This window comes from Paenibacillus antri (assembly GCF_005765165.1).
In the GTDB taxonomy this organism is placed as follows: domain Bacteria; phylum Bacillota; class Bacilli; order Paenibacillales; family YIM-B00363; genus Paenibacillus_AE; species Paenibacillus_AE antri.
In genome coordinates, this window is the sequence record NZ_VCIW01000002.1 from 155,485 (window position 1) to 167,264 (window position 11,780).

At 61.9% G+C, this 11,780-nt stretch carries 9 protein-coding genes; 8 read left to right on the plus strand and 1 reads right to left on the minus strand.

Annotated elements, in window-relative coordinates:
- Positions 1–6 precede the first annotated feature (6 nt).
- Positions 7–942, minus strand: a complete 936-nt coding sequence (locus FE782_RS03920; protein WP_158299244.1) for an AraC family transcriptional regulator — start codon at positions 940–942, stop codon at positions 7–9.
- Between the two features lie 120 nt (positions 943–1,062).
- Here FE782_RS03920 and FE782_RS03925 point away from each other — a divergent pair, with 120 nt between their 5' ends.
- From FE782_RS03925 to FE782_RS03960, 8 genes are all read left to right on the plus strand, one after another.
- Positions 1,063–2,139 (plus strand): Gfo/Idh/MocA family protein, encoded by a 1,077-nt coding sequence (locus FE782_RS03925; protein WP_138192711.1) that lies wholly within the window; start codon positions 1,063–1,065, stop codon positions 2,137–2,139.
- A gap of 25 nt (positions 2,140–2,164) precedes the next feature.
- On the plus strand, positions 2,165–3,004 hold the full coding sequence (locus tag FE782_RS03930) for a sugar phosphate isomerase/epimerase family protein (protein ID WP_138193081.1): 840 nt from the start codon (positions 2,165–2,167) through the stop codon (positions 3,002–3,004).
- A 588-nt stretch (positions 3,005–3,592) separates the two neighbouring features.
- Positions 3,593–4,663, plus strand: coding sequence for a Gfo/Idh/MocA family protein (locus FE782_RS03935; protein ID WP_138192716.1), 1,071 nt, complete (start codon positions 3,593–3,595; stop codon positions 4,661–4,663).
- A 13-nt stretch (positions 4,664–4,676) separates the two neighbouring features.
- Positions 4,677–5,690, plus strand: a complete 1,014-nt coding sequence (locus tag FE782_RS03940; RefSeq protein WP_138192718.1) for an SGNH/GDSL hydrolase family protein — start codon at positions 4,677–4,679, stop codon at positions 5,688–5,690.
- A gap of 58 nt (positions 5,691–5,748) precedes the next feature.
- Positions 5,749–8,010, plus strand: coding sequence for a helix-turn-helix domain-containing protein (locus tag FE782_RS03945; protein ID WP_138192720.1), 2,262 nt, complete (start codon positions 5,749–5,751; stop codon positions 8,008–8,010).
- A 145-nt stretch (positions 8,011–8,155) separates the two neighbouring features.
- Positions 8,156–9,121, plus strand: a complete 966-nt coding sequence (locus FE782_RS03950; RefSeq protein WP_439116417.1) for an ABC transporter permease — start codon at positions 8,156–8,158, stop codon at positions 9,119–9,121.
- A gap of 15 nt (positions 9,122–9,136) precedes the next feature.
- Positions 9,137–10,012, plus strand: a complete 876-nt coding sequence (locus tag FE782_RS03955; protein ID WP_138192721.1) for a carbohydrate ABC transporter permease — start codon at positions 9,137–9,139, stop codon at positions 10,010–10,012.
- A 68-nt stretch (positions 10,013–10,080) separates the two neighbouring features.
- Entirely contained in the window at positions 10,081–11,766 is a 1,686-nt protein-coding gene (locus tag FE782_RS03960) for an extracellular solute-binding protein (RefSeq protein WP_158299245.1), read from the plus strand.
- The last annotated feature ends 14 nt before the right edge of the window (positions 11,767–11,780 follow it).

Here is an 11,780-nt window from a genome sequence, read left to right on the forward strand (position 1 = left end):
AGATGTTCATAGCTGCGATTCCTTCCCTTGCGAAAATGAGTCCCTGACCGCCGCCGGACGGCCCCGCTTGCTCTTCCGATAATCGGTCGGGGAGATGCCCTTCGCTTCTTTAAACATCCGAGCGAACGTCTTGTAGGAGCCGAAGCCGACCTCGTGCACGATGTCCGTGACGGACATGTCGGTGGAGACGAGCAGGCTGGCCGCTTGGCGAAGGCGCAGGTCGTGCACGAACCGGACGAACGTCTGGCCGGTCGCCTCCTTGATCACCTCGCTCATGCGCGAGGCGCTGAGCGAGAAGCGCCTCGCGAGGTCGCTCAGCGACAGATCCTCTTGATAATTGTTGTGGATGTAATGGACAGCGGCCCACACCGAGCTCTTCCCGCTCCGGGGCGGCCGGACGGAAGCGGTAGCCCCGCTCGTCTCGGGCGCCGCCTCGGACTGATGGCGGTACCGGTCGAATCGGACGAGCGTCTCCGCGAGCTTCGCCTTCAGCAGCGTGTCGCGCCACCGCTCCGTAGACATCGTCTCGCGGTACATCTCTTCGATGCGGACCCGCATCTCCTCCATCGCTTCCCCTTGGAGCCTTGCATACGCAGGCAAGTCGTCCAACCCGGCGAACAGCTCGCCGAAGCCCCCGCTCATGCCGGTCTCGTACAACAAGTCCATTCCGAAATTGCAATTATATAACACCAAGGTGCTTCCCGGATCCGTGAACAGCTCGTGCACCTGATACGGCAGGATGAAGGTGAACGTGCCCGGCACCATCGGGTGGTTCACGCCGTCGATCGTCTCCGAGCCGCTGCCTTCCACGACGTACGAAAATTCGAGAAAGTCGTGCCGGTGGGCGCGAAATCCGTTCGTCAGCCGATGGAGCCCGAGATGAAACGGGAAGGGCGCGTGCATATTGGGATACGTCTTCAAATAACCGGGATAGTGCGTCATGACGAGGGTCCTCCGACTCCGAAAAAATGAGACATTCGCCGAAACGAGCGGTACGTATTTTCGCTCGGGCTCGGTTACCATGATCATAGCAAAAAAACGATTCGCGGGGGATGAAAAATGATGAGCGGCACGAACAAGCTGAGGCTCGGCGTCATCGGCGCCGGCAATATTGGAAACGTTCACTTGAAAGAGTTCTCGAAGCTGTCCGACGCATGCGAAATTACGGCGGTGACGGACGTTTATTTGCCGCTCGCGGAAGCGAGGGCGAAGGAATACGGCGTCGGAACGGTAGCGTCGTCGGCCGAGGCGCTCATCGCGAGCAAGGACGTCGACGCGGTCGTGATCGGCGTGCCGAACCAATTTCATGCGCCGCTGGCGGTGCAAGCGCTCGAGGCCGGCAAGCACGTGCTGCTGGAGAAGCCGATGGCGATCGACGCCGAAGCGGCGCGGACGATCATGCGAGCGGCCGCCGCAACGGATCGGACGCTGATGATCGCGCATCAGATGCGGTGGGAATCGGTGCCGATGCAGATCAAGGAGCAGGCGCTCCGCGGCGAGCTCGGGCGCATCTATACGGCGAAGACGGGTTGGTACCGCCGGAAGGGCATTCCCGGATGGGGCACGTGGTTTACGCGGATGAACGAGTCCGGCGGCGGGCCGCTCATCGATATCGGCGTCCATATGTTGGACCTGGCGTTGTACTTGATGGGCAATCCGAAGCCGGTATCGGTCTACGGCTCGACGTACGCGGAATTCGGCCCGAAGAAGAAGGGCATCGGCACGTGGGGCAAGCCGAACTGGGACGGCGTATACGACGTGGAGGATCTCGCCACGGCGATGATCAAGATGGAGGACGGTTCTTCCTTGACGCTCGAAGTGAGCTGGGCGGTCCATATGGATACGGACAGCGCGCCGTTCATCCATCTGATGGGCAGCGAGGGCGGCGCTTCGTATCGCGGGGCCCACGGCAAGCTGCTCACGGAGAAGTTCGACCGTCCGCTCGAGACGGAGCTGCGGACGCCGGAGGGCGACGAAGGCGCGCGCCAACGGCTCAGCCGCCACTTCCTCGAGTGCGTGCGCGAAGGCAAGCAGCCGATCAGCTCGGCGATGACCGGCTTCGCGAACAGCCTCATCCTGGACGCGATTTACGAATCTTCTCGCACGGGGAACGAAGTCAAGTTAAACTGGAATTATTAACGAAGAAGAGGTGTTTTCCTTGAATATGAAAATCGGATTGACGCGTGCCGGACTCGGCGACATCGGTTCGGACGAGCGATTCATCGAGCTGGCGGGCGCTTACGGCTTCCAGACGGTCGACCTTGACGCTGTCGGCTTGGTGACGCGCCACGGCGTCGACGGGGCGCGGGAGTTGCTTGCGAAGCACGGCGTAGAGGCGAGCTCGATCGGCTTGCCGGTCGAATGGCGGACGACGGACGAAGCGTTCCGGAACGGTCTCGGGAAGCTGCGGGACGCGGCCGAAGCCGCCGCGGCGATCGGCGTTACGGCATGCTGCACGTACATCCTTCCTTCGACGGATGCGCCGGCCGCTCGCTTCATGGCTCAAGCCGTCCGCAGGCTGCGCCTCTGCGCGCAGCTGCTCGGCGCGTACGGCATCCGCCTCGGGCTGGAGTACGTCGGCCCGCATCATCTCCGGACCCGGTGGGCGAATCCGTTCATCTGGACGCAGCAGGAAACGCTGGAACTGGTCGAGACAATTGCGGAACCGAACGTCGGATTGTTGTTGGACTCGTATCACTGGTATACGACCGAATTGGCGGCAGGCGACATCGCGAAGCTTCAGCCGCATCAGATCGTACACGTACATCTGAACGACGCGCGCGACGTACCGGTATCGGAGGCGCTCGATAACGACCGCGTCCTGCCGGGCGACGGGGTCATCGACCTCGCGGGCTTCCTGCGCGCGCTGGCGTCGACCGGATACGCCGGCGCGGTCACGCAAGAGGTGCTTACGCAGTCGCCGCCGACCGACCCGGTCGAGACGCTGCTCGAACGGTCCAAGGCCGGCTTCGACAAGGCGTTCGCCGCGGCGGGGCTGCGGTAGAGCTGTCATACTTCGTACGCCCGTCATCGGGGCTTCCCGATGGCGGGCGTTTTTGCGTTGCGCCGACGCCCAATCCGCTAACAGAAGACGTATTGCACCGTGGCGGTGCAATAATTGTAACGGGATGGGGCGGAAAGTGCTGCACGACGGTGCAATCAACGGGGATACAGGTTAGCTCTGGCGCAAAGGGGAGGTGCGGCGCACCGCGGGGGTGCAATAATTGTAACGAGATGGGGCGGAAAACGCTGCACGACGGTGCAATCGGCTGGGATACAGGTTAGCTCTGGCGCGAAGGGGAGGTGCGGCGCACCGCGGCGGTGCAATAATTGTAACGTGATGGGGCGGAAAGTGCTGCACAATGGTGCAATCAACGGGGATACAGGTTAGCTCTGGCGCGAAGGGGTGGTGCGGCGCACCGCGGCGGTGCAAAATTTGTAACGAGATGGGGCGGAAAACGCTGCACGCCGGTGCAGTCGGCGGGACCCTCGAATAAACGAGAAAGATGTATATTGTTCTCCCGGCGGCTCCGAGTTACGGTGGAGGCTGACAGAATTAAAGGGCCGTCCATCGGCGAGGGAGAGAAAAAGCATGAAAACGAAATTGAAGGCCGGCATCGTCGGCGCGGGCAATATATTCAGAACGGCGCATGCGCCGGCGCTGGCGAACCATCCTGAGGTCGAGCTCGTCGCGATCTGCGACCCCGACGCGAATAAAGCGAAGGCGCGGGCCGAGGAGCTCGGCGTTCCGCTCGCGCACGTATATGCGGATTACCGCGAGCTGCTGCGGAACCATCCGGAGCTCGACTTCGTCGACATCGCGACGCCGAACGCGTTCCACAGCGAGATCGCCGTCGCGGCGCTGGACGCGGGACATCACGTCTTCGTCGAGAAGCCGGACGCCGTCGATCCGGCGCAGGCGGCCGCGATGGCGGAGGCGGCCGAGCGGAGCGGCAAGCTGCTGATGTCGATGCGGAACAACCGTTTCCGTCCGGCGGTGCAATTCCTGAAGAAGCTGGCGGATCGCGGATACGCCGGTGATATCTACACGGGCCGCTGCGGGTGGACGCGGCGCCGCGGCATTCCGGGCAAGGGCGGATGGTTCACGACGGCCGCGCTGTCCGGCGGCGGACCGCTCATCGATCTCGGCGTGCACTTCATCGATGTAGCGATCTGGCTGATGGGCGATCCGCGTCCGGTGTCGGTGACCGGGGCGACGTACGCGAAGTTCGCGGACGCCGTCATCAGCGATTCGGTCCACAGCGCCTTCGGGGAGAAGAAGGCGGACGGCATCTTCGACGTGGAGGATCTCGCGACCGGCTTCATCCGGTTCGACAACGGCGCGACGCTGCAGATCGAGTTCAGCTGGGCGGCGAACGTCGAAGAGGAAGCGAACTTCGTGGAGCTCCGCGGGACGAAGGCGGGGCTGCACTATCGACGCGGCGAAGCCAAGGTGTTCACCGAGCTGGAAGGGACGCTCGTGGACGTGATCCCGAAGCTGCCGAAGGACAGCGGCGGCCATACCGAGCATCTGCATCACTTCGTCGATTGCCTCCAAGGCCGGGCGAAGCCGATCAATACGCCGCAGGACGGGATCGACATGATCCGGATTTTATCGGCGCTTTACGAATCGGCGCGAACGGGCGCGGAAGTGAAGCTGTAGGAGGGCGGACGGCGTGATTCGGAACGGATTGTATTTTCACAACGCGGCGGAGCTGGACGAGGGCGCGCTGCCGGGGGCGCTGCAGCTGCAGCGATACCCGCGGGCCGCCCGGCATGCGCTCGGCGAGCGGGGCAGATGGGTCGCCGAGGAGGCGACCGGCTGCGAGCTTCGGTTCGCGACCGACGCGGAGCACGTGCGGGTGACGATCTTCTCGGAGGCGGGCGGGGATATCGCCGTCTATAAGGGCGGACTGCAGCACTCGCTCCACCGCGCGGAAGCCGGCGTCGTCAAGACGCTCCACTTGGAGCGTCCGGCGAGAATGGACGCCGTCGATCGGGGGCGGCTGCTCGCGTCGGGCTTCGCGCCGGAGGTGTGGCGCGTCGTCTTCGGACGCTTGCCGGTCGCGCTGCTGCGCGTCCATACGTTCGGGCGCGAGGTCCGGCCGCCGAGAGCGGACGAGATGCCGACGCTCCGCTGGCTCGCGTACGGCTCCTCGATCACGCACGGGCACGGCGCCTACCCGCACAGCTATATCGACCACGCGGCCCGGCGCCTCGGCGTCGACGTCCTGAACAAGGGGCTGAGCGGATCGTGCTGGTGCGAGAAGGAAGCGATCGATTTCATCGCTTCTTGCGACGACTGGGACTTCGCGACGCTCGAGCTCGGCGTGAATATGCGGGAGCGGTTCGAACCCGAGACGTTCGAGCGACGAGCGCGCTACGCGTTCGAACGTCTCCGCGCGCGCCATCCGAAGAAGCCGCTGTTCGCGCTCACCGTCTTCCCGAACTTCGCGACGGAGGCCGAGTCGGTCTCGGGAGCGAGGGAAAGAGCGTTCAACGACATCGTGCGCAGGGAAGTCGATCGGCTGGGCGACGAGCGGCTGGCGCTGATCGAAGGCGGGGACATCGCGGCGGATCTCGGCGATCTTACCTGCGATCTGATTCATCCGGGGACGTACGGGAACGTTCGGATGGGCGAGAGGCTGGCCGAACGGATCGGTCGAACGCTCGGTAGGGCAATGCTATAATAGTTAGCGGACGACTTATAAACACGCGAACGCCGACATCGAGGGAGGGATCGACAAGTTGCAGAAGAAATGGCTGTTCCGTCTTATTATGTCTTATATCCCGATCTTCTTCGCGGTCGTCTTCTGCTTGATGCTGGCGTTCTTCATGGGCTTCGGCGAGCTGCTGCGGAAGCAGTCGCTCAACGCGCATCAGGTGTATTCCGAACAAGTGAGGCACTTGGTCGATTCGACGCTGCAAAACATCGACGCGATGGCCAGCAGAGATCTGCTGCTGAATCCGAAGGTCGTCGATTATTTCGACCGAGCGGGGGAGCAATCCCCCTATACGTATTACGGGGTTACCGAGGTGTTATTAGGCTTCACGACGACGATGCCGATGGTGGATTCCATCTATTTGTACCGCGAGTCGGACGGCAAGGTGCTCATGCAGCACTACGCCTCCGACTTGACGTCGTTCGGGGACCGCCGCTTCATCGAGCAGGGCATGCGCATCGACGGACCGATGATCTGGAGCGGAGCGAGAACGCTTCGGCTGTTCGAGGGCGACGACCGAACCTCGCAAGTCGTCTCGTTGGTCAAGAAGGTGCCTTATTATTCAGGGGAAAAGGGGCTCATCGTCGTCAACGTGCGCTCCAGCTCGCTGCAAGCGCTCGTCCGCGAGATGTACGAAAGCGGGGGCGGGGGAACGGCTTGCCTGTACGACGCCGACGGCGTCCCGCTCGCCGGTCCGGGCTCCGCCTGCGCGAACGGCGCCGCGGCGCATTCCTATTCGTCGACTTCGGCGTATACGGGCTGGGAGCTCCGGATCGGACTGCCGGCGCAGAGCGCCTTTTCGTTCGTGTCGACCTTCTCGTATATTTGGTTCTGGCTCGGGCTGCTCGCCGTCGCCGCCGGCATCGCGGCCATGACGTATATCAGCCACCGGCATTATCGCCCGCTCGAGCAGGTGCTCACCCGCATTCGTTCGTTCGGCGAGGATCGCGACGATCTCGCGTCGAAGGGGGAGCTGAAGGACGAGTTCGCCTTCATCGATCACGCGTTGGTCAGCCTGATCGAGCAGACGAACCACTTCGAGGAGCGGCAGGCGGAGAGCCTGCTCTACCGGCGTAGCCATCTGTTCAAGGAGCTGACGGAAGGCACGCGGCCGATGACGAAGGAGGAGCTGAGCCGGGAGCTCGCCGAGCTCGACCTGGAAGGAACGCTCGATCATATGCTCGCGGCCGTCGTCGAACTGGACGATTACGCCGGCTTCGTCTCGAGCTTCTCGCAGCGGGATCAGTCGCTCTTCAAGTTCACGGTGCGAAGCGTCATCGAGGAAATCGCGGAGGAGGAGGACGAGCTCGTCCTGACCGAGTGGGTGACGCCGAAGCGGCTCGGCGTCTTGTACCGAATGCCGGGCGGCAGCGGCGAACGGCATATGGCGCTCAAGGCGAGCCGTATGTCGGAGCGGGCGAGAGCTTGGGTGGAGCGCTACTTGAAGTTCACCGTCACGTTCGGCATCGGCTCGGCCGTCCGGGAACCGTCGGAAGCGGCGGAGTCGTTCAAGCAGGCGTCTGCGGCGCTGGAGCGGAAAATTTCGCTCGGACCGAATCGCGTCATCGCGTACGATCCCCAGTGGCGCTTGTTGACCGAGCCGTCCGGCGCGGACATGCTGCTGCAGCAGCTTCGCGAAGCGGCGACCTTGTATCGTCTCGGCAATCCGGATTGGGAGCTGCTGCTGAACCATGCGTTCGAAACGATCGCGTCCGGCGTCTATACCCGCGGAGAGGTAACCGGCATGATCCGCCTGTTCAAGTCGCAGCTGAATCGGGAGATGCTGGAGCTGCAAGCCAATCTTCAGGAAGCGTGGTCCTCCGTCGGGGCCCGAAGGCTGCAGGCCGTTCCGGAGGAGCCCGAGTGGGCGACGCAGACGAAGGACGCGCTGTTCGACGTGCTGAAGGACGCCGATCGGGAGCTGCGGAAGCTGAGGATGGACCGGCAGAGCTATCATCTGGCCGCCCAGGTGCGGGAGTACATCGCCGCGCACTACGCGAACCCGGAGCTGTCGCTCTCCCACGTCAGCGACGCGTTCGAGATGAATCAGAAGACATTAAGCCGGATCTTCAAGGAAGAATTCGGCGAGAAATTCGTCGATTACCTCGCGAAGGTACGCGTGGAGCAGGCGAAGCGGCTGCTGACGGAGACGTCGGAACCGATCCAGTCGATCGCCGAGAAAATCGGATATTTGTATCCGATGTCGTTCATCCGCGTATTCAAGAAGGTCGAAGGCGTGACGCCGGGCGATTACCGGAAGGACGCCGGCGCGAAGCCAACCGAATAGAAGCCGTAACCGCCCCGATGGCTCCGCGCCTCGGGGCGGTTTTCCTTTGGGCGTATACAAGAAAGATGAATATTGCCGGAAGCGGCGGCCAGGGGGTACTGTGAGACCTATCACACATCGACTTCTGCCGAAAGGAGAACGAAACTTGCAACCTAATCACGCAGTCGCTGCAGAAGCGAAGAAGCCCGACTCCGGCGCGAACCGGCGCCCGTTCTGGCGGAACCGAGCGTTCAGGCAAAATGTTCCGCTATGGACGATGTTTTTGCCGGTCGTCGCTTTCTATCTGATTTTCAAGTACACCCCCATGTTCGGCCTGATCATCGCCTTCAAGAACTACACCTTCTACGAGGGCATCCTGGGCAGCCAATGGGTGGGACTGGACAACTTCGACAACCTGTTCACGCAGGCGCAGTCGGTCCAGATCATTCGGAACACGCTGATGCTTAGCGTCTTGACGGTGTTCGTCGGCTTCCCGTTCCCGATTCTGCTCGCGATTTTGCTCAATGAAGTGCGCCGGGCTTGGTTCAAGCGAATGATCCAGACGCTCGTATATTTGCCGCACTTCTTCTCCTGGGTCGTCGTCGGCGGCATCGTGGTCACGCTCTTCTCCCAGAGCGGCATCGTCAACGGGCTGTCGACGCGGCTGTTCGGCGGGGAGCCGTTCGCTTATTTGTACAGCGAATGGGCGTGGATCTCGATCTTCCTCGGCTCCGGCATCTGGAAGGAAGCGGGCTTCAGCGCCATCATTTATTTGGCCGCGCTGACGGTCATCGAGCCGAGTCTGTACGAGGCGGCCAGCATCGACGGCGCCGGCAAGTGGCGGCAGATGTGGCACGTGACGTTGCCGGGCCTGAGCTCCACGATCGTCGTCATGCTCATTCTGGCGATGGGGCGCGTCATGGAGGTCGGCTTCGACCAAGTGTACGTGCTGCAAAACCCGATCGTCTCGAACGTCTCCGAGGTCATCAGCACGTTCATCTACACGGCGGGTCTTCAAGGCGGACAATTCAGCTTGACCGCGGCGCTCGGCTTGTTCGAATCGCTCGTCGGCTTCGTCCTCGTCGTGCTGACGAACGCGGTCGCGAAGCGTTTCAACAAACAATTGTGGTGAGAGGAGGAACCTAACGTGCGAAGCGCATTTTCGGAAAAGCTGTTCTACGGATTGAATTACGCGATTCTCGCCGCGGCGGGCCTCTCCTGCCTGCTGCCGCTGCTGCATCTCGTCTCGTTGTCGCTGAGCGGCAAGACGGCCGTCATGTCCGGCTTCGTCGGCATCTGGCCGATCGACGCGACGTTCGAATCGTACGCGCTGTTGTTCCAAGGCACTCCGGTCGTCCGCGCGATGCTCAACAACGTAACGATCACGGCGTTCGGCGTGCTGTACAGCATGATCTTCACGATCCTTGCCGCCTATCCGCTATCGCGGAAGGTGTTCTTCGGCCGGCGGTACTTGACGCTCGCCATCGTGTTCACGATGCTGTTCCAAGGCGGCCTGATTCCGAGTTACCTCGTCGTGAAGCAGCTCGGCCTTATCGATTCGTATTGGGCGCTCTGGCTGCCGGGTCTCGTCAGCACGTTCAATATGCTCATCATGCGAACGTTCTTCGAAAATATTCCCGAGGAGCTCGACGAGGCGGCGCGGATGGACGGCTGCACCGAATGGCGGCTGCTGCTCCGCATCTATCTTCCGCTGTCGCTGCCGATGCTTGCGACGATCGGCTTATTTTACGGCGTCAGCTTCTGGAACTCCTTCTTCAACGTCCTGATCTACATGAACAGCCCGGCGAAGTACAACCTTACCGTGCTCATCCAACAGATGGTGCAGAGTCAGACGATTCTGCAGGAGTTCAACACGATGAGCCAGCTGGAGGAAGTGAACGTCACGCCGGAGGGCATGAAGGCCGCAGGCATTATGGTCATGATTCTCCCGATGCTGATCGTCTACCCGCTGCTCCAAAAGTATTTCGTGAAGGGGGTGATGATCGGCGCGGTGAAAGGCTGAAACACCCGTTGATCTTTGCTTTCCGAATGCGAGACAATACACTTATTCTAGGGAGGTCGTTTTTCGAAATGAAGAAACGTACATGGATGCGCAAGACGACGGCGCCGCTGACCGCCGTTCTCGCGATGAGCTTCGTCGCCGCCGCTTGTGGGACCGCGCCGGCGGACAACGCTTCGACGGAGGAGGAGACGCCCGCGGCAGGCGCCGAGACGCCCGCCGAACCGGCGGCTCAGGAGCCGGAGAAGCGCGGATCGATCACGTCGTCGCTGTACGACAGAGGCACCGTTCCGGCCGAAGAAGGCACGATGGACAACAATCGCTGGACGAAGTGGGTGAACGAGAACGGTCCGGTCGACGTGAAGTATGTGACGGTGCCGCGCTTCGAGTCGCTGCAGAAATTCAACGTCATGTTCGCATCGGGAACGGCGCCGGACCTCATTCTCGAATTCGACGCCGCGTACCAAGGCCAGCTGTACACGCAGAAGCAGCTGATGCCGCTCGACGACCTGATCGCCGAACATAGCACGGAGTACAAGGCGATGTTGGAAAAGTATCCGGCCATCAAGAAAGCCGCCACGATGGACGACGGCAAGATGTACATGCTCGGCCGCCCGCTCGAATTCGGTCCCCAGCATTACCTGTTCATCCGCGCGGACTGGCTGAAGAAGCTGAACCTCGAAGCGCCGAAGACGCCGGAAGAGCTGCTGGAAGTCGCCAAGGCGTTCGCGACGCAGGATCCGGACGGCAACGGCCAAGCGGATACGGAAGGCATCGGCCTCAGCTTCGTCGCCGGCATCATCTTGAATCATATGTTCGGCTCGGGCTTCACGTTGTTCGGCACCGATCAGAACCCTTGGATGCTCGACGAGAGCGGCAAGGTCGTTCACGACTGGGATCGCATGAAGGCGGCGCTCGCGTTCCAGAAGCAAATCTACGAATCCGGCGTCGCGGATAAAGATTTCGTCACGGACAAGAACGGGGAAAAGCAGAAGCAGCAGTGGATCGCCGGCAAGCTTGGCATCTACGGCGGCAACGGCTCCGACGTGAAAATTTACGAAGCGCTGAAAGCCAACGTTCCGGAGGCGGAGATCGTCCCGATCGCGCTGCCGGTAACCGAGTTCGGCCAATTCAGCCCGATTCTCTCCGCTCCGGTCCAACTGACGGGCATGATCAACGCCGCCGCGAAGGATCCGGCCGCCGTCATGAAGCACGTCGATTTCATGGCGTCCGAGACGTACCGCGACACGATCGCGAACGGGCTGGAAGGCGTGCACCATACGAAAGCCGAGAACGGCTGCCCGCAAGCGATCGACGCCGAGAAGAACAAGAAAGAGCTCGGATACGCAGGCGACATGAACATGCTGGCGCCGCTCGTCGGCGACTGCTTCGGCCTCGAGAACAAGGTGAATCCGACCGAAGCGGAGAAGGGCATGATCGCGATCCGCGCGATGGCGCGCGAGGCGTACATGGATCCGGCGAAGCCGATGGTCGGCCTCACGCACAGCAGCTTCATGCCGATCCTGCCGCAAGACCTGCTGCAAATCAAGACGAACGCCAACAAGACGATCGTCGATCTCGCGGTGAAGGCGATCGTGAGCGGCGGCTCGTACACCGTCGACCAATTCGTCGACGAAGCGAAGTCCGTGTGGGAGAAAGCGGGCGGCGCGAAGGTCGATGCGTTCTACAGCGATTGGTACGAGAAGAGCAAAGACAGCGCCCTTCTGATGAAGGATCTGTACGAGATGGCTCCGTAAGGAGAAGCGATGCA

Bases quoted from the DNA above. Each gene is read 5' to 3' on its own strand.
- FE782_RS03930 (WP_138193081.1), top strand. From the start codon at position 2,165: ATGAAAATCGGATTGACGCGTGCCGGACTCGGCGACATCGGTTCGGAC.
- FE782_RS03925 (WP_138192711.1), top strand. From the start codon at position 1,063: ATGAGCGGCACGAACAAGCTGAGGCTCGGCGTCATCGGCGCCGGCAAT.
- FE782_RS03960 (WP_158299245.1), top strand. From the start codon at position 10,081: ATGAAGAAACGTACATGGATGCGCAAGACGACGGCGCCGCTGACCGCC.
- FE782_RS03920 (WP_158299244.1), bottom strand. From the start codon at position 942: ATGACGCACTATCCCGGTTATTTGAAGACGTATCCCAATATGCACGCG.
- FE782_RS03935 (WP_138192716.1), top strand. From the start codon at position 3,593: ATGAAAACGAAATTGAAGGCCGGCATCGTCGGCGCGGGCAATATATTC.